22 protein-coding genes and 1 tRNA gene are annotated in these 26059 nt (G+C 62.7%); 9 read left to right on the top strand and 14 right to left on the bottom strand.

All coding sequences use genetic code 11. The annotated features are described in order from the left end of the window. Nucleotide 1 precedes the first annotated feature (1 nt). From sufB to XALGPE39_RS04690, 9 genes are all read left to right on the top strand, one after another. The gene (sufB, locus tag XALGPE39_RS04735; protein WP_045727200.1) at nt 2-1444 is read left to right on the top strand and encodes a Fe-S cluster assembly protein SufB; all 1443 of its coding nucleotides are present in this window, start codon (nt 2-4) and stop codon (nt 1442-1444) included. Continuing rightward, nucleotides 1441-1851: a lysozyme inhibitor LprI family protein gene (locus XALGPE39_RS04730; RefSeq protein WP_045727199.1), complete on the top strand. Its 411-nt coding sequence runs from the start codon at nt 1441-1443 to the stop codon at nt 1849-1851. Before sufB ends, XALGPE39_RS04730 begins: the two co-directional genes overlap by 4 nt. 46 nt (nt 1852-1897) lie before the next feature. Further along, nucleotides 1898-2662 carry a Fe-S cluster assembly ATPase SufC gene (gene sufC, locus XALGPE39_RS04725; protein ID WP_045728964.1) on the top strand — a complete coding sequence of 255 codons (765 nt, stop codon included), beginning with the start codon at nt 1898-1900 and terminating at the stop codon, nt 2660-2662. Then, nucleotides 2662-3924, top strand: coding sequence for a Fe-S cluster assembly protein SufD (gene sufD, locus XALGPE39_RS04720; protein WP_045727198.1), 1263 nt, complete (start codon nt 2662-2664; stop codon nt 3922-3924). Before sufC ends, sufD begins: the two co-directional genes overlap by 1 nt. Beyond that, nucleotides 3921-5171: a cysteine desulfurase gene (locus XALGPE39_RS04715; protein WP_045727197.1), complete on the top strand. Its 1251-nt coding sequence runs from the start codon at nt 3921-3923 to the stop codon at nt 5169-5171. The genes sufD and XALGPE39_RS04715 overlap by 4 nt, the downstream gene beginning before the upstream one ends. A 132-nt stretch (nt 5172-5303) precedes the next feature. Then, entirely contained in the window at nt 5304-5840 is a 537-nt protein-coding gene (locus XALGPE39_RS04710; protein ID WP_045727196.1) for a GNAT family N-acetyltransferase, read from the top strand. Next, nucleotides 5837-6169: a non-heme iron oxygenase ferredoxin subunit gene (locus tag XALGPE39_RS04705; protein WP_045727195.1), complete on the top strand. Its 333-nt coding sequence runs from the start codon at nt 5837-5839 to the stop codon at nt 6167-6169. Before XALGPE39_RS04710 ends, XALGPE39_RS04705 begins: the two co-directional genes overlap by 4 nt. Before the next feature lie 1529 nt (nt 6170-7698). After that, a complete protein-coding gene (locus XALGPE39_RS04695) occupies nt 7699-8022 on the top strand; it encodes a DUF3175 domain-containing protein (protein WP_045727193.1) in 324 nt (107 codons plus the stop codon). A 101-nt stretch (nt 8023-8123) separates the two neighbouring features. Next, nucleotides 8124-9470: an EAL domain-containing protein gene (locus XALGPE39_RS04690; protein WP_045727192.1), complete on the top strand. Its 1347-nt coding sequence runs from the start codon at nt 8124-8126 to the stop codon at nt 9468-9470. Between the two features lie 179 nt (nt 9471-9649). On the opposite strand, the gene pnp is transcribed toward XALGPE39_RS04690, so the two are convergent. The 14 genes from pnp to nuoI all read right to left on the bottom strand — a co-directional run bounded on the left by pnp (nt 9650) and on the right by nuoI (nt 26057). Then, entirely contained in the window at nt 9650-11758 is a 2109-nt protein-coding gene (gene pnp / locus XALGPE39_RS04685) for a polyribonucleotide nucleotidyltransferase (protein ID WP_045727191.1), read from the bottom strand. A 187-nt stretch (nt 11759-11945) separates the two neighbouring features. Continuing rightward, nucleotides 11946-12206, bottom strand: a complete 261-nt coding sequence (gene rpsO, locus XALGPE39_RS04680; protein WP_003467392.1) for a 30S ribosomal protein S15 — start codon at nt 12204-12206, stop codon at nt 11946-11948. A gap of 192 nt (nt 12207-12398) precedes the next feature. Continuing rightward, a complete protein-coding gene (gene truB / locus XALGPE39_RS04675) occupies nt 12399-13325 on the bottom strand; it encodes a tRNA pseudouridine(55) synthase TruB (protein ID WP_045727190.1) in 927 nt (308 codons plus the stop codon). A 153-nt stretch (nt 13326-13478) separates the two neighbouring features. Further along, nucleotides 13479-13889 carry a 30S ribosome-binding factor RbfA gene (gene rbfA / locus XALGPE39_RS04670; RefSeq protein ID WP_045727189.1) on the bottom strand — a complete coding sequence of 137 codons (411 nt, stop codon included), beginning with the start codon at nt 13887-13889 and terminating at the stop codon, nt 13479-13481. A gap of 122 nt (nt 13890-14011) precedes the next feature. Then, the gene (infB, locus tag XALGPE39_RS04665) at nt 14012-16711 is read right to left on the bottom strand and encodes a translation initiation factor IF-2 (protein WP_045727188.1); all 2700 of its coding nucleotides are present in this window, start codon (nt 16709-16711) and stop codon (nt 14012-14014) included. Between the two features lie 95 nt (nt 16712-16806). Next, nucleotides 16807-18318, bottom strand: a complete 1512-nt coding sequence (gene nusA, locus XALGPE39_RS04660) for a transcription termination factor NusA (protein WP_045727187.1) — start codon at nt 18316-18318, stop codon at nt 16807-16809. Continuing rightward, nucleotides 18315-18920 carry a ribosome maturation factor RimP gene (gene rimP, locus XALGPE39_RS04655; RefSeq protein WP_045727186.1) on the bottom strand — a complete coding sequence of 202 codons (606 nt, stop codon included), beginning with the start codon at nt 18918-18920 and terminating at the stop codon, nt 18315-18317. Before rimP ends, nusA begins: the two co-directional genes overlap by 4 nt. Before the next feature lie 205 nt (nt 18921-19125). Further along, nucleotides 19126-19202 (bottom strand) — tRNA-Met (locus tag XALGPE39_RS04650). A gap of 211 nt (nt 19203-19413) precedes the next feature. Beyond that, nucleotides 19414-20889, bottom strand: coding sequence for an NADH-quinone oxidoreductase subunit NuoN (gene nuoN / locus XALGPE39_RS04645; RefSeq protein WP_045727185.1), 1476 nt, complete (start codon nt 20887-20889; stop codon nt 19414-19416). Between the two features lie 36 nt (nt 20890-20925). Continuing rightward, a complete protein-coding gene (locus tag XALGPE39_RS04640; RefSeq protein ID WP_045727184.1) occupies nt 20926-22428 on the bottom strand; it encodes an NADH-quinone oxidoreductase subunit M in 1503 nt (500 codons plus the stop codon). A 20-nt stretch (nt 22429-22448) separates the two neighbouring features. After that, nucleotides 22449-24599 carry an NADH-quinone oxidoreductase subunit L gene (gene nuoL / locus XALGPE39_RS04635; protein WP_045727183.1) on the bottom strand — a complete coding sequence of 717 codons (2151 nt, stop codon included), beginning with the start codon at nt 24597-24599 and terminating at the stop codon, nt 22449-22451. Between the two features lie 7 nt (nt 24600-24606). Next, nucleotides 24607-24912 (bottom strand): NADH-quinone oxidoreductase subunit NuoK, encoded by a 306-nt coding sequence (nuoK, locus tag XALGPE39_RS04630; RefSeq protein WP_012915534.1) that lies wholly within the window; start codon nt 24910-24912, stop codon nt 24607-24609. Next, nucleotides 24909-25559 carry an NADH-quinone oxidoreductase subunit J gene (locus XALGPE39_RS04625; protein ID WP_045727182.1) on the bottom strand — a complete coding sequence of 217 codons (651 nt, stop codon included), beginning with the start codon at nt 25557-25559 and terminating at the stop codon, nt 24909-24911. Before XALGPE39_RS04625 ends, nuoK begins: the two co-directional genes overlap by 4 nt. Before the next feature lie 9 nt (nt 25560-25568). Then, the gene (gene nuoI / locus XALGPE39_RS04620; protein WP_012915532.1) at nt 25569-26057 is read right to left on the bottom strand and encodes an NADH-quinone oxidoreductase subunit NuoI; all 489 of its coding nucleotides are present in this window, start codon (nt 26055-26057) and stop codon (nt 25569-25571) included. Nucleotides 26058-26059: the final 2 nt, after the last annotated feature.

Genomic DNA, 26059 nt, shown 5'->3' with positions numbered 1-26059 from the left:
CATGGCCACCGAAAACGCTGAAATCCTGGAACGGCTGGGACGTCGCTACGACGCCGGCTTCGTCACCAACATCGAATCCGACGCATTCCTGCCTGGCCTCGACGAAGACGTCGTGCGCGCCCTGTCCGCGAAAAAAGACGAGCCTGAGTGGATGACCGAATGGCGTCTGGCCGCCTACCGGCACTGGCTGAACATGCCGATACCGCATTGGGCCAAGCTCGACATCGCCCCGATCGACTTCCAGGCGCTGAGCTACTACTCCGCGCCCAAAGGCCCCAAGTACGCCTCGCTGGACGAGGTGCCGAAAGAATTGCTGGACACCTACGACAAGCTCGGCGTGCCGCTGCACGAACGCGCCCGACTTGCCGGCGTGGCCGTGGATGCGGTCTTCGACTCGGTCTCGGTCGGCACCACCTTCCGCAAGGAACTGGCCGAGAAGGGCGTGATCTTCTGCTCGATGTCCGAGGCAATCAAAGAGCATCCGGAATTGGTCAAGCAGTATCTTGGCAGCGTGGTGCCGGTCGGCGACAACTTCTTCGCCGCGCTCAATTCGGCGGTGTTTTCCGATGGCAGCTTCGTCTTCATCCCAAAAGGGGTGCGCTGCCCGATGGAACTGAGCACCTACTTCCGCATCAACGCCGGCCATACCGGCCAGTTCGAGCGCACCCTCATCGTGTGCGAAGACAAGGCGTATGTGTCCTATCTGGAAGGCTGCACCGCACCGATGCGCGACGAGAACCAACTGCATGCGGCGGTGGTCGAGCTGGTCGCGTTGGAGGATGCGGAAATCAAATATTCCACCGTACAGAATTGGTACCCGGGCGACGAGGAAGGACGCGGCGGCATCTACAACTTCGTGACCAAGCGCGGCGAATGCCGTGGCGCACGCAGCAAGATCGCCTGGACCCAGGTCGAAACCGGCTCGGCGATCACATGGAAATATCCCTCGTGCGTCCTGCTCGGCGACGACTCGGTCGGCGAATTCCACTCGGTGGCACTGACCCACCACCGCCAGCAGGCCGACACCGGCACCAAGATGATCCACGTTGGCAAGCGCACCAAGAGCAAAATCGTCAGCAAGGGCATCAGCGCCGGCCACGGGCAGAACACCTACCGCGGCCTGGTCAAGGTGGAGCGCAGCGCCGAGGGCGCACGCAACTATACCCAGTGCGATTCGTTGCTGATCGGTAAACACTGCGGTGCACACACCTTCCCCTACATCGAGGTCAAGCACCCGACCGCGACGGTGGAGCACGAGGCCACCACCTCCAAGATCAGCGACGACCAACTGTTTTATTGCCGCGCCCGAGGCATCGATCAGGAGAATGCGGTGTCGATGATTGTCGACGGCTTCTGCAAGCAAGTGTTCCGCGAACTGCCGATGGAATTCGCAGTCGAAGCGAAGAAGCTGCTGGAAGTCTCGCTGGAAGGGTCGGTCGGATGAGGAGGACGTTGCTCGCTCTGGCGCTCTTGGTCAGTGTCGCTGCACCCGCCTGGGCCGACAGCGTCGGCTGCGATCCCGCAGGCGCGCAGGCGCAACTCGATGCCTGCGCCGCACAGGATCTACGCAAGGCCGATGCCGAACTGAACACGGTTTACCGGCAGATCATGGCCAAGCTGGTCAAACAACCACTGGCGCTGGACAAACTCAAGACTGCGCAGCGGCTGTGGTTGCAACTGCGCGATGCCGACCTGGCGGCGCGTTATCCGCTCGGCAACAATCAAAGTCCGCAGGTGCTGTACGGCTCGATGTACCCAACGCTGTACGCCAGTGCCAAAGCCGAACTGACCGCTGCGCGCACCGCCTATCTACACGCCACTTTCCTGGAGCACCGCGAAGGCGACCGCTGAGTCGCACCGCCGCCCCTTCCCCTCATTGGACAAGACGAACATCGCCATGCTGAAGATCGACAACCTCCACGCCCGCATCGGCGACAAGGACATCCTCAAGGGCCTGTCTCTAGACGTGCAGCCCGGCCAGGTACACGCCATCATGGGCCCCAACGGCGCCGGCAAGTCCACCCTGGGCAACGTCCTGGCAGGCCGCGACGGCTACGAGGTGAGCCAGGGCAGCGTGCACTTCGACGGTGCCGACCTGCTCGCGCTGGAGCCGGAAGCGCGCGCCGCCGCCGGCCTGTTCCTGGCCTTTCAGTACCCGGTGGAAATTCCCGGCGTCAACAACACCTATTTCCTGCGCGCCGCGCTCAATGCCCAGCGCAAGGCGCGCGGCGAGGACGAACTGGATTCGATGCAGTTCCTCAAACTGGTCCGGCAAAAACTGGCCGTGCTGCATCTGAAGGACGAACTGCTGCACCGCGGTGTCAACGAAGGCTTCTCCGGCGGCGAGAAAAAGCGCAACGAAATCTTCCAACTGGCGGTACTGGAACCGAAGCTGGCGATTCTGGACGAGACCGACAGCGGCCTGGATATCGACGCACTCAAGACCGTCGCTACCGGCGTCAACGCACTCCGCTCGCCCGAGCGGGCGTTCGTGGTCATCACCCACTACCAGCGCCTGCTCGACTACATCAAGCCGGACGTCGTACACGTACTGGCCGACGGGCGCATCGTGCAGACCGGCGGCCCGGAGCTGGCACTTGAACTGGAAGCACACGGGTATGCCTGGCTGAAGGAGCGCGTGGCGCCCGAGGCGGCACTGTGATGAGCGCTCTGCTCGACTCCCTGGCCGCGGCATTCCACGGCGATAGCGTGCGTCGCGCGCCACTGGAGCAGGCACTGCGCGATGGCCTGCCCGGTCAACGCAGCGAGGCATGGAAATACACCTCACTACGGGCACTGGAGCGGCGTCGCTTCGTCCCGGCAGCAGACGCCGCAGCGGACGTGGACGCGACCGTGATCGCCGGCATTCCGGCGCCTCGGCTGGTCTTCGTCAACGGCCGCGCCAGCGACGCGCTCTCGGACCTGAGCGAGCTGCCCTCCGGCGTGGTGCTGCAACGCCTATCGGCGCTGTTGCGCGGCGGCGAGGATGCGATGCGCTTGCTTGGTCGCCGCTTCGAGCACATCGACGAGGTCTTCGCCCGGCTCAACGCCGCACTGGCCGACGAAGGATGCGTGCTACGCGTGGAGGCGGGTGTACGGGTGGAAGCGCCACTGCACCTGGTGTTCGTCTCCACCGCGGCGGGCGCCGATCTCGCCTGGCACCACCGCCACCTGATCGAATTGGGTCACAACGCGGCACTCTCGCTGGTCGAACATCACCTGCATCTCCAAGACGCGCCGCACCTGAGCAACAGCCTCACCCACGTCCACCTGGCCGCAGGCGCGCAACTGACGCATGCGCGCGTACAGGAAGACGCACCCGGCATCACCGCGCTGCTGCGCACCGACGCGGTGCTGGCACGCGAAGCACACTACCAACGCGTGGACCTGGAACTGGGCGGCGCGCTGGTGCGACACGAACTCAACGTGCGCCTGGAAGGCGACAACGCGCGACTGAGCGCCAACGGAGTATTGCTCGGCAATGGCCGGCGTCAGCTCGATACCCGCCTGGGCATCGAGCACATCGCCCGCGACACCGCCTGCGAACTGCTTTGGCGCGGTGTCGCCACCGCGCGCAGCCGGGTCGCTTTCCACGGCGGCATCCATATCCGCCAAGGTGCCGACGGCACCGATGCGCAGCTATCGAACAAAAACCTGCTGCTGTCCGCCGATGCCGAGATCGATACCCAACCGGTGCTGGTGATCGACGCCGACGAGGTCAAGGCCGCGCATGGGGCCACCGTCGGCCAACTCGACAGCAACGCGCTGTTTTACCTGCGCTCGCGCGGATTGCCACAAGCACGCGCGCAGCAACTGCTGACCACCGCGTTCTGCCGCGAACCACTGCGTGCACTACCATCGGCATTGCACGAATTACTCGCCACGCGCCTGGAACGCGCGCTCAGTGAGGCGGGCGTGGCATGAACGGCACCGCCACGCACGCCACTGCATCGCAGGCACCGGACTGGGACAGCGTCCGCAACGACTTTCCACTGCTGCAGCGCAATGTCCACGGCAAGCCGCTGGTGTATTTCGACAACGCCAACACCGGGCAGAAACCGTTGCCGGTCATCGCGGCAACGGACACGTTCTATCGTCGTCACAACGCCAACGTCAGCCGCGCGGTGCATGCGCTCGGCAGCGAGGCCACCGAAGCCTACGAGGGCGCGCGGTCCAAACTAGCCCGCTTTCTCAACGTGCGCGCCGACGAATTGGTGCTGTGCAGCGGCGCCACCTTTGCGTTGAACCTGGTGGCCTACTCGTGGGCGCTGCCGCGCCTGCAGCCGGGCGACACGATCCTGGTGTCGCGCATGGAACACCATGCCAACATCGTCCCCTGGCAACTGGTCGCACAACGCACCGGTGCCACGATCAAAGTTGCCGAGATCACCGCTGAAGGCGCACTCGACCTGGACGCGCTGCGCGCGGCGATGACCGGCGAGGTGAAACTGCTGGCCCTGACCCACGTCTCCAACGTGTTGGGCACCGTCAACCCGGTCCGCGAAATCTGCCGCGAAGCACGCAAGCGCGGCATCGTCAGCGTCATCGATGGTTCGCAGGCGGCGCCGCATCGGCCGCTGGACGTGACCGCGATTGGCTGCGACTTCTATGCCATTACCGGGCACAAGATGTGCGGCCCAACCGGCACCGGCGCACTGTGGGCACGCCGCGAACATCTGCAAGCAATGCCACCATTCCTCGGCGGCGGCGAGATGATCAAGGAAGTCAGCTTCGACGGCACCGTGTTCAACGACCCACCGCACAAGTTCGAGGCCGGCACGCCGAACATCGCCGGCTTCGTCGGCCTCGGTGCAGCGGTGGATTACCTGCAGGCACTCGGATTGCAACATGTGGAAGCGCGCGAAGCCGAGTTGCTCGCGCACTTGAGCGAAGAACTGCAGCAGATCGACGGCCTGCGCCTGATCGGCACCGCGCCGGGTAAAGCGGCGGTGGTCTCGTTCCTGATCGAAGGCGCACATGCCCACGACCTGGCTACCCTGCTCGACCTGGAAGGCGTGGCGGTGCGCTCCGGACAACACTGCGCGCACCCACTGCTGCAGTTCTACGGCGTCGCCGCCACCTGCCGCGCGTCGATGGCGTTCTACAACACCCATGCGGAAATCGAACGCTTCGTGATCGCGTTACGGAAAGTGCGAACGCTGCTTGGGTAAAGCAGAGACGGATGACGTTGAAGAACCAATGCAAAAAGCACTGCGCCGCTGGACAAGCAAACAGCGCTTGCCGCGCTCTGCGGCGTTTTGCTCAGCGCATCTGGCGTTGCAGATTTACGACATAATCGCCACATGCACACCATCACCTTCCGCAATGCCAGCCTAGACGATCTGGACGCCATTGCCGCTCTGGTCACATCGGCCTATCGTGGCGACAGCAGCCGTCTCGGCTGGACCACCGAAGCCGACTTACTCGACGGCGCCCGCATCGATCCCGACCTGCTGCGCGCGGACATCCTGGGTCCACGCAGCGCGGTGTTACTTGCCGAGCACGACGGTGCGCTGATCGCCTGCGCGCACATCGCCAACAACGACGACGCTGGCTACTTCGGCATGTTCGCGGTGCAGCCGCAAGCGCAAGGCCAAGGCCTGGGGAAAGCCGTGCTGGCCGAAGCCGAGCGTATCGCCTGGCAGACATGGCGAGTGCCGGTCATGCGCATGACCGTGATCGACGTGCGCGAGGAATTGATCGCGTTCTATCAACGCCGCGGATACCGTCGCACCGGCATCAAGCAGCCGTTCCCCTACGGCGATGCCCGCTTCGGCCTGCCCAAGCGCGACGACCTGCGTTTTGAAATACTGGAAAAACCGCTGGAAGGTGCTGCATGAGCGAGACATGGACCTTCGTCTGTGCCGACGGCGAACTGCTGCCCGGCGAAATGAAAACAGTGTGGGACGAAGTGACCGCCACACCAATCGTCGTGTTCAATTTCGACGGAAACTTCTATGCGCTGGAAGATCGCTGTAGCCACGAAGACTACGAACTATCGCCAGGCACCTTCGACGGCACCGCAGGCAGCATCGAATGTGTACTGCATGGTGCGCGTTTCGATGTGCGCGATGGCCGCGCGCTATGCGCCCCGGCCTACAGCCCGGTCGCGAAGTTTCCAGTGAAATTCGAGCACGGCGGCGTGTGGACCCGAGACGATCGCGACTGAACGCGAACGCGTCACTTCACCCCAGATCGGGCCGCGCGCATCCGTGTGCATCGGCGCACGCAGTGCACGCATCGGTGCCAAGTGCATCGCAAAGATCAAGGGATTGTTGGTCAGGCTCTTCGTCCGGAGCAGATCGCCGGTCGCATCGGCGATTGGGCACTGGATAGCGGACGACATCTACTCCACTGATCCGCATTACGCCTGGTCGCCAGGCAACAACGAAACCGCTATCGGATTGGCCCGGCAGTAACTGTCACGACACACCGCTTCCAGCACCATCACCGATCCATACCCGCGATGGATCGAGCAAGGACTGTGCAATAGTCCGCGCAAGAGACTCGGATTCAAAAAATTCCCGGAGTCTTCCCCGAAATCCTCCCCGACAGCATTGCGAATCAGAACCAGATCCGCCGCAACGACGTCCATGTTCATCGCGCAGATAGGCGCCACCATACCCGCACCACGGCCACCGACATACGCAACTGCACAACCTAGCTGAATATATCCTAGACACACAGATAGAGCGCACCAATACGCACTAGAACATTGACGCCGATGACGCACACAGCAAATCAAGCGTCACAACTCACACATGCGGAAAATATCGCCAAGCCCGCGCAAATTCGCGCGATGAGATAGCGAGAACACACTGCGACACACTCCTCGCACCACGCCATCCCCAAAAGATCAATTCTTCAGCACCAAGCTACAGAAGCGCAAAAATATTGTGCAATTTACTGACTTGAATCGCCATCAATAGCAAGACACCCGCATAACTCGCACGATTTCACAATCCATCAGCAGACATGGAAACGCGCGCAAACTCGAACAAGACATGGCGCGCGAACAAGATTCTTGCCTGCATCCATTACCGTAGCGAGTCGCTCGCTCTGAATGCACTATAATATCAGCGCCCGCATCACCATCCGTGCATGACGGTATCGATACCACGATACGCAACTCCACGATGACGCAACTAAAATGCCCTCGCGCGCACGAGATACGCACTCCTGTCACGTCCCGGCGGAGCTTTCCCCGCACGCAATGGCAGCGACCTTCAATGATCGCTAAATAACCTAAAACACCATTACAAAAAGCAGTGGTGACGTTACCTTCGCCATCAAGAGAATCTGCAAGAAGAGTGCTTTTTTAAAGGACTCTTCGTTAATCGTTCATCGAATATGACACTGTCTACCACGCATACTGCATCGCGCGGTTATGGTGTTGATGAGGTCATGCCTGCCCGTCTAATGCCTGCACTTGCAGTGCGAGCTTCAGTTCGGGAAACGGAATGCAACACGGCATCTGATCGGACAACTACATCACCGAGCACGCACGCGAAAAATCGCATCGCGTGCGAACGTGGCATTGTCCGACTCCGCCGCGACCGCACCGTTTCCAGATCCGTAACGGCATGTTTCTCGACTCGTGGCGCACATCAGCGCCGCGGTATATGCGCCCCCCTCGCATCACTAAGCACCCCCATGCAGTTAATCCACTTCCCCCGTCATCGCCAAGGAGCGCCATCAATGGCACATAGCAGTTCCAATGTGTCCAACCCCCATATGAGCCAGACTCTCTCCAACGACTCGCACCGATCACTCGGTGTCGCACCCAGCGTGTTCGAGCGCGACGATCCACTCTCGATCGCGCAATCACTCAAACAATCCGCCGATCAGAATGCACGGCGTCGCACCGGCCCCTATCGATCGGCGATGTCGATGCTCACCTTCTACATCAATCGCACTGGCAGTCAGTTGTCGGCGCATCGCCGCAAAATTCTGGAACAAGCCAAGGACGAACTGCGCAGCCTGTATGGCAAGCCGCGCAAGGGCAGCAGCAGCCACGGCTGAGTAGCCAGCTCGCAGCGTGATGGCCCCCATTCCACACGCTGCGACACCAAACATGCAACGAGGCATCGCTGTACTCCAACGCATTCCCACGTGATGCCAACATGTCACAGGCACCCGACACTCAGGACGAAGTCCAGCGCATTACCACCATCGCGGCGAACGACGACGCGGTGTTGCTGTCGCGCATTATTTTGGCGCAGGGTGAGATCGCCGCCGCTGGCGCAGATCCGCTGCACGTCGTCGATGTGGTGGCACGACGCGCGCAGGAGTTGACCCGTTCCACCGGCGCGGTGGTGGAAATGTGCGACAGCGGCGACATGCTGTACTGGTCGGCCAGCGGCATCGCCGAGCAGCATCTAGGCCTGCGCCTGTCAAGCAACGCCAGCTTGTCCGGCCTGTGCATGCGCACTGGCCAGGTACTGCAATGCGATGATTCGGAAACCGATCCGCGCGTGGATCGCGGCGCTTGCCGCAAGATCGGACTGCGGTCGATGCTGGTGGTTCCACTGCGCTACAGCGAACGCGGCATCGGCGTGCTCAAGGTGATGTCGCCTTACCGTTTCGCCTATACCGCACAAGATGTACGCACACTGGAGATGCTGGCGACGCTAGTCGGCGCGACGCTGGCGCTGGCGATGGATCGCGCGGCACTGCAGACCGATATCGCGCGCCGTCAGAATAGCGAGAAACACGCGTTCCGCGAAAAAGCGGCAATCGCCACGCGTATTCGCGAGACGGTCGCCAACACACGTCTGCAGATCGTGACCCAACCGATCTTGGCGCTCCCCTCGCAACGCATCGTCGGAGTGGAGGCACTATCGCGGTTCCCCTCCAATCTCGCTATGCCACCGCTGCGATGGTTCGACGACGCCACTCGGGTCGGGCTGGCGCTGGAACTGGAGTTGACTGCGGCAAGGCAGGCGCTGGAGTTGCTCGTACAGCTACCGGCACCACTGTACCTGGCGATCAACGTCTCCACGCAAACACTGCTGCATCCGCAACTGCAGGAGGTATTGCATGGTTACGATCTATCGCGACTCGTCCTGGAGATCACCGAACAACTACAAGCGCCGGATTATCCGCGCCTGTCCGAGCACATCGACACACTGCAACGCCAGGGCCTACGTATTGCGCTGGACGATGCCGGCACCGGCTTCGCCAGTCTGCGCCATCTACTGCATCTTGCTCCGGACATCATCAAGCTGGACCTGACCCTGATCCGTGGCATCGATGCCGAGCCCCGACGTCAACGGCTCGCACTGGCGATCCTCTCCTTCGCCACCGAAACCGACGCCGACGTCGTCATCGAGGGCATCGAGACCGAAAGCGAATTGGTCACGCTACAAGCGCTAGGCGCACGCTACGGACAGGGTTACCACCTGGCACATCCAGGGCCGCTGTCAGCGCATCTGGCGCGCTATCCAACGATCGACGATGAGGTGCACTGAGAATAAGCAGCTAAAGCCGCTGGGCGATACGCACGCCGCTGCGGCGATGCGCGAGCGCAACGTCATCGCAATGGACAGTCCCTACTTCACGACGAACGCGCGCGCCGCAGCAAACGCGGGGCATGAAAAAAGCGGGCCGAAGCCCGCTTTTTCTTGAAAGCACGATGGAGACCGGCGACTTACTCGGCCGCCACTCCCTCGCCTTCCTCAACCGCCTTCATCGACAGGCGAATACGGCCCTGCTTGTCGACTTCCAGCACCTTGACCTTGACCACGTCGCCTTCCTTCAGCTTGTCGCCGACCTTTTCCACGCGCTCGCTGGAGATCTGCGAGACGTGCACCAGGCCATCCTTGCCGGGCAGGATGGTGACGAATGCGCCGAAGTCCATGATCTTGGCGACCTTGCCTTCATAGATCCGGCCCGGCTCCACGTCCGAGGTGATCTGCTCGATGCGCGCCTTGGCGGCCTGCGCGGCGATGGCGTTGACCGAGGCGATGACGATGGTGCCGTCGTCCTGGATGTCGATCTGGGTGCCGGTTTCCTTGGTGATCGCCTGAATGGTCGAACCACCCTTGCCGATCACTTCGCGGATCTTGTCCGGATGGATCTTGATCGTCAGCAGGCGCGGCGCGTAGTCGCTCAGTTCCGCACGCGGGCTGGTCAGCGCACTGGCCATTTCGCCGAGAATATGCAGACGGCCGGCCTTGGCCTGCGCCAGGGCCTGCTTCATGATCTCCTCGGTGATGCCTTCGATCTTGATGTCCATCTGCAATGCGGACACGCCTTCGGCGGTACCGGCGACCTTGAAGTCCATGTCGCCCAGGTGATCTTCATCGCCCAGGATGTCCGACAGCACCACGAAGTCGTTGCCCTCCTTGACCAGGCCCATGGCGATACCGGCCACTGGCGCCTTCACCGGCACACCGGCGTCCATCAGTGCCAGCGAGCTGCCGCACACCGAGGCCATCGACGAAGAACCGTTGGATTCGGTAATTTCCGAGACCACGCGAATGGTGTACGGAAACTCCTCCATGGTCGGCATCACCGCCAGCACGCCGCGCTTGGCGAGGCGGCCATGGCCGATTTCGCGACGCTTGGGCGCACCGAAGCGACCACACTCGCCCACCGAGTACGGAGGGAAGTTGTAATGGAACAGGAAGTTTTCTTTGTATTCGCCGGAAACCGCGTCGATCACCTGACCATCGCGGGCGGTACCCAACGTGGTCACCACGATCGCCTGCGTCTCACCGCGCGTGAACAGCGCCGATCCATGGGTGCGCGGCAGCACGCCGGCTTTCACGCTGATCGGACGCACAGTGTCCAGCGCGCGGCCATCGATACGCACCTTGGTGCTGAGCACCGAACCGCGCATGGTCTGGTATTCCAGCTCGCCGAATTCCTTGGCCAGGTCGGCCGCGACCCAGTTCTCTTCCGTAGCGCGCGGCGCCAACTGCGCCAGCACGTCCTTCTTGATCGCAGCAATGGCATCGCGACGCTGCAGCTTGTCGCGCACCTGGAACGCCGCAGCCAGTTGGCCGCCGACGGCTTCCTTCAACGCGGCGATCATGGCCGCGTTCTTGGCCGGAGCAACCCAATCGGACGGCTTGGTGCCGGCTTCGACAGTCAGTTCGTTGATCGCGTTGATGACCTTCTGCATCTCGCGATGGCCGAAGGTGACCGCACCCAGCATAACCTCTTCCGACAACAGCGCGGCTTCGGATTCGACCATCAACACCGCGTTCGCGGTACCGGCCACGACCAGTTCGAGCTGTGAGTCCTTCAGATCCGTCACGGTGGGATTGAGAATGTATTCGCCATTCTTGTAGCCGACCTTGGCGGCGCCGATCGGTCCATTAAACGGAGTACCCGCGAGCGACAACGCCGCCGACGCGCCGATCAACGCAGCGATATCGCCGTCGATATCGGGGTTCATCGACATCACCGTGGCGATGATCTGCACTTCGTTCTTGTAGTCTTCCGGGAACAACGGCCGGATCGGACGGTCGATCAGACGCGAAATCAGCGTCTCCTTCTCGGTCGCACGGCCTTCGCGCTTGAAGAAGCCGCCGGGAATGCGACCGCCTGCGTAGAACTTCTCCTGATAATCGACCGTCAGCGGGAAGAAGTCCTGCCCTTCGCGCGCACTCTTGGCGGCGACGGCAGTGACCAGCAGTACGGTGTCGTCCATCTTGACGATGACGGCGCCGCCGGCCTGGCGGGCGATCTCGCCGGTTTCGAGGGTGACGGTGTGCTTGCCGTACTGGAAGGTTTTGGTGATTTTTGCCACGGGGTTTCCTTGGAAGATACTTTCTACAAATGGACCGCAAACGGCCCATGCCGCTGGCGGGTGGTGGCCTGGGGGATCCGGCCGGTGGCGCGGAGCATTCCCCGGACCACAGTGCTACTTAAAACAAAACAGTGTTACCTAAAACAAAACCGCGGCGCATCGCTGCGCCGCGGTGGGTTGGGTTGACTCAGCGGCGCAGGCCGAGCTTCTCGATCAGCGCCTTGTAACGCTCGCCGTCCTTCTTCTTGAGATAGTCGAGCAGGCTGCGGCGGCGGTTGACCATCTGCAGTAGGCCACGACGGCTGTGGTGGTCTTTCTTGTGGGTCTTGAAGTGGCCGGTGAGCAGCTCGATGCGCGCGGTCAACAGCGCGACCTGGACTTCAGGCGAACCGGTATCGGCGGCGCCGCGCTTGTTTTCTTCGATGACTTTCTGGGTGTCGATGGACATGATGCGTTTTCTCTTGAGATGCGGGGCCGGCAGGAACGTGCGGAGGACGCACCACCTGGCTCGCCGATTGCGAAGGATTGCGCCGAAGCGCGTAGTGCCTGAAAGGCTGCGGAATTGTACCGGCACCGGCCTTGCCGAACAAGACGTTAAGACAGCGTCATGACGACCCGCCCGGTGACGTATCGGATTGAATCACAGATTGAACATTCGCTGCGGCGCCAACAGCCCACCGGCATCGACCTGGCCCAATCCTAGCGGTTCGCCCTCGGCATCGAACACCGCCGCCAGGCCGGGCGTCCACGACGCATCGCGCAGGCGTTGCCCCATACGGAAGCGCTGCGCCGCAGCGCCCTCCAGCCGTAACAGCGGAAAATCCGCCAGACCAGCCGCCAACGGCAACAGCAACGCGTCCAAACCGGCAGGATCGTGCACGGCAAGCTGCTGCAACTGCTCCAGAGTGACCATCTGCGGCGTGCGGAACGGTTCCACCCATAACCGTCGCAGCGCAGCGATGTGCGCACCGCAGCCTAACGTCTCGCCCAGATCGCGGGCCAGACTACGGATGTAGGTACCGGAGCCGCAGACCACGTGCAGGCGCAGGCGCTCACCGACATGCGCGAGCACCTCAATCGCCTGCACCTCGACCTCGCGCTCAGGCGCCTCGATGGTTTCGCCGCGACGCGCCTTCATGTACAGCGGCTCGCCGCCCTGCTTGAGCGCCGAATAGATCGGTGCCCGCTGCCGGATACGTCCGCGCAGCGGTGCCAGCGCTGCCTGCAGCGTGGCCGCGTCGAGCGGCGGCAGCGGACGGGTGCGCAACACCGCACCGTCGGCATCGTCGCTATCGGTTGTCACCCCGAGCACGATCTCGGCCTCATACGCCTTAGCCGAGCCGAGCAACAACCCGGCCAGCTTGGTCGCCTCGCCGAAGCACAGAGGCAGCAGGCCGGTGGCGAGCGGATCCAGACTGCCGGTGTGGCCACCTTTCTCCGCGCGCAACAGGCGTCGCGCCGCCTGCAGCGCAGCGTTGGAACTCATACCGGCAGGCTTATCCAGCAGCACGATGCCATCAAGACGGCGGAAAGCAATGCGCGGCAAGCGGGGACCGATGAGAGGCATGATGACGGAACTCGGGACTCGGGGCCGGTGACCCGGGAAAGCGGAAACTAGAGCAGCGGATGGGCGCGACTGGCCACGATGCGGCAGGTGCATCCATCAGCACAGCAGGACAATCTGCTGAACTGCGCCGCATGCTGCATTCGCGGCGACGCCTCAGCGCTTGGGAGAATCCGACGTGTCGGTGGCGTCACTACCGTCGGCCTCGACGCCGGACTGCAGCTCGGGCATATCGCGCAGCAAGTTGTCGATACGCTCGCCGCGATCGACCGAATCGTCGTAATGAAAATGCAGTTCGGGGACGTGACGCAGCTTCATCGCCCGCGCCAACTCGGTACGCAGTTGCGGGGCGAGTTCTTTCAGCCCCTTGACCGCCTCGCCCGAGCGCTCGGGCATCAGCGCGGTGACGAATACCTTGGCATGGGCCATGTCACGGGTGACTTCAACGTCGGAGACACTGACCGACGGCAGGCCATGATCGCGCACGGCGGCATGCACGATCGTGCCGAGATCGCGGCGGATCTGCGCGGCAACGCGATCGGTGCGGCGGAAGGATTTGGTGGGCATGGATCCGGAATCTCGTTATTCGGAACCCGTGACCCGGAATCGGGAACCCGGAAAAGCAAAAGCCGTTGCACCTGACTCTTGCTTTTTCCGGGCACCGGGCCCCGGATCCCGGGCCCAGGCTTTCAAAGCGTGCGCTGCACTTCGATGCGCTCGAAGCACTCGATCTGGTCGCCGGCCTTGACGTCGTTGTAAGCCTTCACGCCGATACCGCACTCGGTGCCGTTGCGGACCTCTTCGACGTTCTCCTTGAAGCGCCGCAACGATTCCAGTTCGCCCTCGAACACCACGGTGTTGTCGCGCAGCACGCGGATCGGCTTGTTGCGCTTGACCACGCCCTCCACCACCATGCAGCCGGCAACCGCGCCGAACTTGGAACTGCGGAACACATCGCGCACCTGCGCGATACCGATGATTTCTTCGCGAATCTCCACACCCAGCAGACCCGAGGCCACCTGCTTCACCTGGTCGATCACATCGTAGATGATGGAGAAGTAGCGCAGGTCGATGCCGTTGGTCTCGATGATGCGCCGCGCCGACGCATCGGCGCGCACGTTGAAACCGATCACCGTGGCCTTGGAAGCCAGCGCCGAATTCGCATCGGACTCGGTGATGCCGCCCACGCCGGAGTGGATCACGTTGATGCGGATACGCTCGTTGGACAGTGCGGTCAGCGACTGTTTCAGCGCTTCCACCGATCCCTGCACGTCGGCCTTGATCACCAGATTCAACGACAACTGGCCCTCGCCCTTGCCGAGCTGGGACATGATGTCTTCCATGCGGCTGCCCGCCGAGGACACCAGACGCGATTCGCGGCGCTTGGTCTCGCGCTGCTGCGCCACATCCTTGGCCAGACGCTCGTCGTCGACGACCACGAAATCGTCGCCCGCATCCGGCACGCCGGACAGACCAAGGACCTGCACCGGAATCGATGGACCCGCTTCAGCCGGCTGCCGACCGGTTTCGTCGAACAATGCGCGCACGCGACCGTATTGCACGCCGCACACCAGGTAATCGCCCTTCTTCAGCGCGCCCTGCTGCACCAGCACCGTCGCCACCGGGCCACGCCCCTTGTCCAGCGAGGACTCGATCACCACACCGCTGGCACGACCTTCGGCCACCGCGCGCAATTCCAGCACTTCGGCCTGCAACGAAATCGCATCCAGCAGCGTATCGATGCCTTGACCGGTCTTGGCCGAGAGTTCGACGAACTGGGTATCGCCACCGAACTCCTCGGCCACCACGTCCTGTGCCAACAGTTCGTTCTTGACCCGCAACGGATCGGCCGCGGATTTATCGATCTTGTTGACCGCCACGATCAGCGGCACGCGCGCGGCTTTGGCGTGCTTGACCGCTTCGATCGTCTGCGGCATCACGCCGTCGTCGGCCGCCACCACCAGCACCACGATGTCGGTGAGCTTGGCACCGCGCGCGCGCATCGAGGTGAACGCGGCGTGGCCCGGGGTATCCAGAAAGCTGATGACGCCACGGCCGGTTTCGACGTGATACGCACCGATGTGCTGCGTAATACCGCCCGCTTCGCCGGTCGCGACCTTGGTGCGGCGAATGTAGTCCAGCAACGAGGTCTTGCCGTGGTCGACGTGGCCCATGATGGTGACCACCGGCGGCCGTGGCTGCTTTTCGCCCTGATCATCCTCGGTGTGCGCCAACAGCGCGTCCTCGGCATCGGCACTGCCGGCACGCAGCGGCTTGTGACCGAGTTCTTCGGTGACCAGCGCAGCAGTATCGTGATCGATGGTCTGGGTGATGGTGGCCATCACGCCCATCTTGAACAGCGCCTTGACCACGTCGCCGCCCTTCAGCGCCAACTTCTGCGCCAGATCGGCCACGGTGATGGTGTCACCGATCGCCACTTCGCGAACGACCGGTGCGGTCGGACGCTCGAAGCCGTGCGAGCCGCCGCCGCTACGCGACGGTTCGCTCTGACGGCGTCCACCGGCATTGCCACCGCGCGGCTTGCTGCGGACATTGGAGCGGCGCGCACGATCAGCCGCAGACAAGTGCAACTGACCAGCGAAACGGCTGGTGCTGTCGTCGTCCTCGACCCCTGCGACCATCACATGCGAACCGCGGGTCTTATGCTTTTGCCCGGTGGTACGGTCATCACCGCGCGGGGCAGCCGGCTTCGGCGGATGATGCGGCGCAGACGCCGGACGCGGCGGCGCGGCCGGACGCGGCGCACGCGGCGCGGCAACCGTGCTCGGCGCGGCAGGCGTGGACGCTGCCACTTCCTGGATGTCGGGCTCCTGCTCGGCTTGAGCGGCCTTGCGCTCGGCTTCGGCACGATCCAGCACGTCCTGCTCGGCCTTGCGCTTGCGCTCCAGTTCGTCGGCACGCGCACGGTCCTGTTCGGCCAGACGCTGCTGCTCGGCCAGGTTGCGCTGTTTGGATTCCTCCAGCTTGCGCAGGATCTCGGCGCGCTCGTCGTCCACCCGTCCGCCCGACGCGGCAGCACCCGCACGATCAGCCGCCAGATCCTCGGCCGACTTCACGTAGGTGCGCTTCTGCCTGACCTCGACGTTGACCGTGGTCTTGCTGCGCCCGGCGCTGACCGTCACTTCCTGCAGCTTGCGCCTGTTCAGGGTGATCTTCTTCGGCGCCGCCTGGGCCTCTTCCTCGACCGGCTTGTCGGTCTTGCCGTGGGTACGGCGCAGGAAGCCCAGCAGCTTCATCTTTTCGGTACTGGTAACGACTTGGTCGGGCCCGCTGAACTTCATCCCGGCCTCGGCCAGTTGAATCAGCAGTTTTTCGACCGGCGTATTCACCAGTTCGGCCAACTTGCGGATGGTGGTTTGCTGCGACATTCGGATCCTATGATCTGGTTGGCGCCCCCTCGACACGTGCGAAGGTAGCGCGGATTCTAAGCCCTGATCGGGTCAGGGCGGTGGTCATCGCGGACTCATTCGCCGCGCTCCAAACGGGCGATCTCCTCGGCACGGGCGGCCAGGATCAGCGCAGCGGCGCGCTCGTGATCCATGTCCTCGATACCGAACTCGAGGATTTCGTCGGCCGCCAAATCCGACAGGTCCTCGCTGGTGCACACACCATGGCCAGCCAGCGCATACGCGGTGGCTTCGTCCATACCCGCAAGCGACAGCAGATCCGCCGCCGGCACGCCGCCGTCGTCGCTTTCTTCGGCGGCCAGCGCCTCGTTGAGCAACGCATCCCGTGCACGGGCACGCAGTTCCTCGACGATGTCCTCGTCGAAGCCTTCCACCGCCAACAGCTCGCCAACCGGGACGTAGGCGATTTCCTCGACCGAGTTGAAGCCTTCGGCGACCAGGATCGCGGCGATTTCCTCGTCCACTTCCAGTTTGTCCATGAACAACTGGCGGGCGACGCTCTGCTCGGCCTCGGACTTGGCCGCGACTTGCTCGGCAGTCATCACATTGAGCTGCCAGCCGGTCAGGCGGCTGGCCAGACGCACATTCTGGCCGCCCTTGCCGATCGCCTGGGCCAGGCGATCTTCCGCCACCGCCAGGTCCATCGAGTGTTTTTCTTCATCGACGATGATCGACTGCACCTCGGCCGGCGCCATCGCATTGATGACGAAGTTGGCCGGGTTGTCGTTCCACAGCACGATGTCCACGCGCTCGCCGTTAAGCTCGTTGGAGACCGCCTGCACGCGCGAACCGCGCATGCCGATGCAAGCGCCGATCGGATCGGTGCGGGTGTCGTGCGCGAGCACCGCGATCTTGGCGCGGTCGCCCGGATCGCGCGCGCAAGCCTTGATCTCGACCAGACCCTGGCCCACTTCCGGCACTTCCAGCTTGAACAGCTCGATCATGAACTCCGGTGCAGCGCGACTGATGAACAACTGCGGGCCACGCGGCTCCGAGCGCACTTCGGCCAAGTAGCCGCGCACGCGGTCGCCAGCGCGCAATACGTCGCGCGGAATGCCCTTGTCCTTGGGGATGAACGCCTCGGCATTGCCGCCCAGGTCCACGTAGATGTTGCCGCGCTCAGCGCGCTTGACCACACCGGTGACCAGTTCACCGACGCGATCTTTCCAGGCATCCACCACCTGTTGGCGTTCGGCCTCACGCACACGCTGCACGATCACCTGCTTGGCGGCCTGTGCGGCGATACGACCGAAATCGGGATTTTCGATCTGCTCTTCGATGTAGTCACCGACGTCCACGCCTTCGGCTTCGTCGACTGCATCCATCAGACGGATCTGCCGGTCCGGCGATTCCATCACCACATCGTCGGCGACCACTTCCCAGCGGCGGAAGGTCTCGTAACTGCCTTCCTTGTGATCGATGGTGACGCGCGTCAGCACGTCCTGATCGGGGTAGCGTTTTTTCGCCGCAGAGGCCAGCGCAGCCTCGATCGCATCGAAGATCACTTCGCGCGGCACGCCCTTCTCGTTGGCGACCGCATCGACTACCAGCAACAGTTCCTTACTCATTCTTTCGCTCCGCGCGCAGCCGTATCGGCCGCCGGTTCGTTGGATGGTTTCTTATTGGATTTTGCGTTTTTGCCGGCAGGCTTCGGCGCCTTGCCCGGCTTGGTCGGCGCCAGACCCAGCGCCGCCCAGTCGGGCAGAATCCGCGCTTTGTCGATATTGTCGAAGTCCACCGCCAGCTCGGCGCCATCGACCTCGAACACGATCCGACCGGCGTCCACCTCGACCTGCAGAATGCGGCCCTGCAGACGCCTGCGACCCTGCTGCGGCAGTTTCAGCACAACTTTCGCCGACTCGCCCCGATGCCGCGCGAACTGCTCGGCGGTGAACAACGGACGATCCACACCCGGCGAAGACACCTCCAGCGTGTAATTACCGCTGATGGGATCCTCCACGTCCAGTTGCGCCGACACTTCACGGCTGACCCGTTCGCAGTCGTCGATGTTGACCATGCGCTCGGGCTGTTCACCCAGCGGCACGTCGATATACAGGCGCAACGTAGCGCCACCGGACGCTGGCAGATACTCAGCGCCCAGCAGCTCCAGACCCAATGCATCCACGGTCGGACCCAGCAGATTCGCGATTTCGTTCGCCTTGTCGCTCACAGCCTGCCTTGCATCAGAATGGAAAAGGATCGGTTTAACGCAGTTCTCGCTCCCCGGAAACGACAAAGGGCCCGCTGGGCCCCTTATCCGGTACGACTCCGGTCACGCTGGATTCCGGTTGCGACGACGGGAACATGCGTCATCGCGAAGCCCAAACTTCTCTCCTGCAAACAACCGATGTCTTGGTTGTTGCAGCAAACAAATATGGTAGCGGGGGCAGGATTTGAACCTGCGACCTTCGGGTTATGAGCCCGACGAGCTGCCAGACTGCTCCACCCCGCAGCAGAAGCGGAATTATGAAGACTTAGCGACGTACTTGCAAGCCCTGATCGCATTTTGATGTGACCAAGATTCCATCTGATCGAAAGGCGCATACCCAAGGCCTACGATCACAAGCGCAATCGCGTCACATCGCCATCTGGATAAAACAACGACGCCGCCTTTCGGCGGCGACGTCGCAAACAATTTCGAAAACCGTGCGCGGCAGGCCGGCTCAGGCCAGGTGCGCGAAAGCGCGCTGGCACCACGCCATCAACGGGCTCCACGCAAATCCGAACGCCAACAGGCCCAGCGCATTGACGCACAGCGTCACTCCCAGCACACGATCCTCGTTGGCCGGCAACGGCGCGCCGACTGGCTCGTCGAAATACATCACCTTGATGACGCGCAGGTAGTAAAACGCGCCGATCACCGCGCACAGCACTGACAGCACGGCCAGGCCGGTCCACCACAGGGTTTGGTCGGGTACCGCAACTACCGCACCCAGCACGGCCATCTTGGCCCAGAAACCCAGCAGTGGCGGCACGCCTGCCAGCGAGGCCATGATGCACAACACTAGCAGCGCCATCCACGGGTTACGCGCGTTCAACCCCTTGAAATCGTCGATCCGCTCGGCCTCGAAGCCCTTGCGCGACATCGCGATGATCGCGCCGAACGCGGCGGTGGACATCACCGCATAACAGATCGCGTAGAACAACGCCGCCGCATAACCACGCTCACCACCGCCGGCCACACCGAGCAGCAAGAAACCAATATGCGACACCGTGGAGTAGGCCAGCATGCGCTTGAGGTTGCTCTGCGCCACCGCCATCAAATTGCCGATCACCAGCGACAGCGCCGCCAAGCCACCAATGACCCAGTGCCATTGCGAAGCCAGCGGACCCACGCCCACTTCCAGCAAACGGTACGCCATGCCGAATGCGGCGACCTTCGACGCGGAACTGATGAACAACGCGACCGGCGCGGGCGCACCTTGGTACACATCGGGCAGCCACATGTGGAACGGCGCAGCGCCCAACTTGAAGGCGATGCCGGCAATCAGGAACACCGTACCGGTGAGCAGCAAAGTGCGCTCGTGACCACTGCCAATCGCATCATGGATGGCGCTCAGACTCAGCGTACCGGTCGCACCGTAGATCAGCGACATGCCGTAGAGCAGCAGGCCGGAAGCCAGCGAACCAAGCACGATGTACTTCATCGCCGCTTCGGCCGCCATGCCATTGTCACGACTGGAGGCGACCAGCGCATAAGAGCACAGCGCCAGCAACTCCAGCCCCAGGTAGACCATCAGCAGGCTACCGGCCGAGACCAAGATCATCATGCCAACCGTGGCGAACAACACCAGCACCGGGATCTCGCCCTGGTACAACTTACGCTCGCGCAGGTAGCTCCAACCGTAGATCAAGGTCAACGCGCTGAGGCCGACGATCACCGTCTTCATCACCTCGGCAGCGGCATCGCGCACGAACATGCCGTTGAACACCGTGCCCTGCCCGCCAACGCCGGCCAGCAGCATGGCGAACACCGCGAACAGAATCGCCACCGAGACGATGTGGGTCCAGGCCTTGTTGCGCTCGCTGATGAACAAATCGAGCATCAGCAGAGCAAAGGCACCAGCAGTCAGCGCCAACTCGGGGAGCAGGGGCGGCAGGTCGATGGTGGTCAGGGGCAGCAGCGCAGGGGTGGTCATCATCAAGTCTCTGGAATCAATACGCTCGACAGCCGCTTACAGCTTGCTGGTGGCAATCTGCGCCGCCAGCTTTGCGATCGAGGGCTCCATCAGGTCGGTCAACGGCTTCGGATACAGGCCAAGAGCGAGCACGCCGAGCGCGAACACGCCCAGCACCAACGCCTCGCGGCCATTGATGTCCTTCAACTCGGCCACGTGTGCGTTGGCCACTTCGCCAAAGAACACGCGGCGATACAGCCACAGAGTGTAAGCAGCGGTGATCACCAGGGTGGTCGCCGCGCCGAAGGCCAGCAGCGGATGCGTCTGGAAGCTGGCCATGATCACCATGAACTCGCCGACGAAACCGCTGGTGCCCGGCAGGCCCGCGTTGGCCATGAAGAACAGCATGGCGAACGTCGCGAACCATGGCATGACGTTGACCACGCCGCCGTAATCGGCGATGCGCCGGGTATGCATGCGGTCGTACAGCACACCAACGCAGGAGAACATCGCGCCGGACACGAAACCGTGCGAGATCATCTGCACCATCGCGCCCTGCAGGCCCAGCCGCGCGGCATCGACGCTTCCGAATCCGACCAGGGCGAAGGCAACGAACACGCCGAGGGTGACGAAGCCCATGTGCGCGATCGACGAATATGCGATCAGCTTCTTCATGTCGTCCTGGACCAAGGCGACCAGGCCGACGTAGATCACCGCGATCAACGACAGCGCGATCACCAGCCACGACCACTCGTTGCTGGCATCGGGCAGAATCGGCAGGTTGAAGCGCAGGAACCCGTAGCCACCGATCTTCAGCGCGATCGCCGCCAGGATCACCGAACCGGCGGTCGGTGCCTCGACGTGCGCATCCGGCAACCAAGTGTGCACCGGGAACATCGGCACCTTCACCGCGAACGCGATCAGGAAGGCGAAGAACAGCCAGGTCTGCTCCTTGGCCGTCAGCGACAGGTGATACAGGTCGGCGAGCTGGAAGCTGCCGCCTTTCAGGTACAGGTAGATCAACCCGACCAGCATCAGCACCGAGCCGAGGAAGGTATAGAGGAAGAACTTGACCGCCGCATAGATGCGACGCGGACCACCCCAGATTCCGATGATCAGGAACATCGGAATCAGCATCGCTTCGAAGAACACGTAGAACAGCATCGCGTCGGTGGCGGAGAAGATGCCGACGGTGACGCCTTCCAAGATCAAGAACGCGGCCACGTACTGGTTGACCCGCTTGTCGATCGAGGTCCAGGCACCGATCAGCGCCAACACCGTGACCAGCGTGGTCAGCACGATCAACGCCACCGCGATGCCATCGGCGCCGAGGTTGTAGCCGATGTTGTAGGCCGGGATCCAAGCGTGGGTCTCGACGAACTGCAACGCATCGCTGGCGTAATCGAAGCCAGTGAGCAGCGGAACGCTGAGCGCGAAGGTCAACAGCGCCACCAGCAGCGACGCCCAGCGTGCCGCACGCGGATCACGCAAGGCGAGGACCAGCGCGCCACCGACGATCGGCAGCCAGATCAAGAGAGAGAGTAGAGGCCAGTTCGACACGTGATCTTATTCCGTACAGGTCAACGCCAGAAATGCATCAGCACGCCCAACAGGGCAATGAGACCGATGATCATCGCGAAGGCATAGTGATAGAGGAAACCGGACTGCGTGCGACGCAGCAGATTGGCCGCCAGGTCGACCACGCGGGCCGAACCGTTGACCATGACGCCGTCCACGACATGGGTATCGACCGCGCGCGACAGCTTGCCCAGGCGCAGACCACCACCGGCGAAACCGCCGATCCAGAGCTTGTCGAAACCGTATTTGTTCTCGAGGATCCGCACCGGCAGCGCGAAGGTCTTGCGCGCCTTTGCCGCCAGATCCGGCCTCCACAGGTACAGGAACCAAGCCAGAGCGAAGCCAGCCAAGGTCAGCCAGAACGGGGGCTGCAACAGTCCGTGCAACGCGGAAGCGACCGGCCCATGAAATTCCTCGGCCAATGCGCCGATGGTGTCGCGCGCCGGATCATAGAAATCGACAATGCCGGTGAAGAAGCTGACCGCCTGACCCTTGATCGCCTCCGCAGCAGGATGCCCCGCCCAGTCGGTGCCGTAGAGCATCGGGCCGATAGTGAGGAAGCCAATCGCGATCGAGGGGATCGCCAGCAACACCAACGGCAAGGTCACCACCCACGGCGACTCGTGCGGCTCGTGCGCGCCGTGATGACCATGCCCATGATCGTCGTGCGCATCGTGGGCATGCGCGTCATGAGCGCTACCGTGATGGGCGTGATCGTCGTGTGCCGCATGCGCGTCGCGGAAGCGCTCCTGGCCGTGGAAGGTCAGGAACAGCAGGCGGAAGCTATAGAAGCTGGTAATCAACACGCCACCGAGCACGGCCCAATAACCATAGCTGGCGATGCTCCAGAACGGGGCACCCTCGGCATGATGCTTGGCCGCTTCGATAATCGTGTCTTTGGAGTAGAAGCCGGCGAAGAACGGCGTACCGACCAGGGCCAGGGTGCCGATCACGCTGGTCCAGTAGGTAATCGGCATGTACTTGCGCAGGCCGCCCATCTTGCGCATGTCCTGCTCGTGGTGCATGCCGATGATCACCGAGCCAGCGGCTAGGAACAGCAGCGCCTTGAAGAAAGCATGGGTCATCAAGTGGAATACCGCCGCCGAATACGCCGATACCCCGAGCGCCACGGTCATGTAACCCAATTGCGACAGCGTCGAATAGGCGACCACCCGCTTGATGTCGTTCTGCACGATACCGATCAGGCCGGTGAAGAACGCCGTGGTGGCACCGACGAACAGTACGAAATTCAACGCGGCCTGCGACAGTTCGAACAACGGCGACATCCGCGCCACCATGAAGATGCCAGCCGTCACCATGGTCGCGGCGTGGATCAACGCCGAGATCGGTGTCGGACCTTCCATCGAGTCGGGCAGCCACACGTGCAACGGCACCTGTGCCGACTTGCCCATCGCACCGATAAACAGGCAGGTGCAAATGATGGTGGCCACGTTCCAGGGATGGCCCGGCAACAGTTGCACATTGGCCATGCCGCCAGCGGCATCGCTGCCAAGGACGGCGGTGGCATTGGCGAACACAGTGGCGTAGTCGAGCTTACCGAACCACAACAGCACACCTGCGATGCCGAGGATGAAGCCGAAGTCGCCAACGCGATTGACCAGGAACGCCTTCATGTTGGCGAATACCGCAGTCGGGCGCTTGAACCAGAAGCCGATCAACAGATACGAGACCAGACCCACCGCTTCCCAGCCGAAGAACAACTGTAGGAAGTTGTTGCTCATCACCAGGCTCAGCATCGAGAAGGTGAACAACGAGATGTAGCTGAAGAAGCGCTGGTAGCCCGGATCGTCGGCCATGTAGCCGATGGTGTAGACATGCACCAGCAGCGAGACGAAGGTCACCACCACCATCATCATCGCAGTCAGGCGGTCGACCATGAAGCCAACATGCGCCGAATACTGGCCGACCTCGAAGAAGGTGTAGAGGTTCTGATTGAACGGCGCGGCGCCCTGCCCGACCAACTGATACAACGTCCAGCACGACAGCGCACAACTGACCGCCACGCCGAGGATGGTCGCGACCTGAGCGCCCTTGCGCCCGACCTGACGGCCGAACAGACCGGCAACGATGCTGCCGACCAGCGGTGCGAGCACCACTGCGATCAACAGACTCTTGGAGAGAGTGATATCCATCTGCGGGTCAGCCCTTGAGCGAATCGACTTCGGCCACGTTGATCGTGTGGCGGGTACGGAACAACGTCACCAGGATCGCGAGGCCGATGGCGGCTTCGGCCGCGGCCACGGTCAGGATGAAGAACACGAACAACTGGCCGGCAGCGTCGCCGAGTTCGCGCGAGAACGCGACGAAGTTGATGTTGACCGACAACAGCATCAATTCGATCGACATCAGCAGCACGATGACGTTCTTGCGATTGAGGAAGATGCCAGCCAGGCTGATGCAGAACAGCACCGCGCCAAGCGCCAGCAAATGGCCTAGGGAGATCATGGCTGGCCCTCCTGCGATGCCGCCGCCGGGGTGTGGAGCGTGGGCTTTTCCGCATCCATCTTGACCATGCGCAGACGATCGCCGGCCTTGACGCGGGATTGTTCGCCCGGGTTCTGGGTCTTGATGCCGCTGCGCTTGCGCAGGGTCAGCATCACCGCCGCGACCACCGCCACGGTCAGGATGATGGCGGCGAACTCGAACGGCAGCAGGAACTGCGTGAACAAGGTCTTGGCCAGCCAGGCGATGTTCGAGGTGTCGGCGGCCTGCGCTGCGGCGTTACCGACCGGGAACGGCGCGGCGGTGCGCGCCTTGACCCCGATCAACGTGACCATCTGCACCAGCATCGCCACCGCCACCACCAACCCGACCGGCAGGTAGCGCACCCAGCCCTCACGCAATCGGGCGCTGTCGATGTCGAGCATCATCACCACGAACAGGAACAGCACCATCACCGCGCCGACATAGACCAGCACCAGAGTCACGCCGAGGAACTCGGCGCCCACCAGCAGCCACACGCAGGCGATGGAGAAGAACGTCAGGATCAGACACAGCACCGCATACACGGGGTTGCGCACGCTGATCACCGCGCCAGCGGCAACCGCGGCGATGGTGGCGAAGATCCAGAAAGCGATATTGACCCAATCCATGTCGGAACCTCAGCGGAAAGGAGCGTCGGCGGCGCGGCGCTCGGCGATCTCGGCCTCAAGCCGGTCTCCGATGGCCAGCAACTGCGGCTTGGTGACGATGTTCTCGCCGCGCTTTTCGAAGTGGTATTCCAGCACCTGGGTCTCCACGATCGAATCCACCGGGCAGCTTTCCTCGCAGAAGCCGCAGTAGATGCACTTGAACAGGTCGATATCGTAGCGGGTGGTGCGGCGGGTGCCGTCCTCGCGCTTGGTCGAGTCGATGGTGATCGCCAGCGCCGGGCACACCGCTTCGCACAGTTTGCAGGCGATGCAGCGCTCCTCGCCGTTGGGATAACGGCGCAGCGCATGCAGGCCACGGAAGCGCGGCGACTGCGGGAATTTTTCCATCGGGTACAGCACGGTGTACTTGGGACGGAACGTGTACTTCAAGGTCAGCCACAGGCCGCCGAGTAATTCCAGCAGGAGCAGGCTCTTGAAGTAATGGGTGATTTTATTCATCG

The sequence above is a fragment of the Xanthomonas sp. GPE 39 genome (assembly GCF_000963005.1).
In the GTDB taxonomy this organism is placed as follows: Bacteria; Pseudomonadota; Gammaproteobacteria; order Xanthomonadales; family Xanthomonadaceae; genus Xanthomonas_A.
This window is presented reverse-complemented; position numbering and strand designations above follow the sequence as displayed.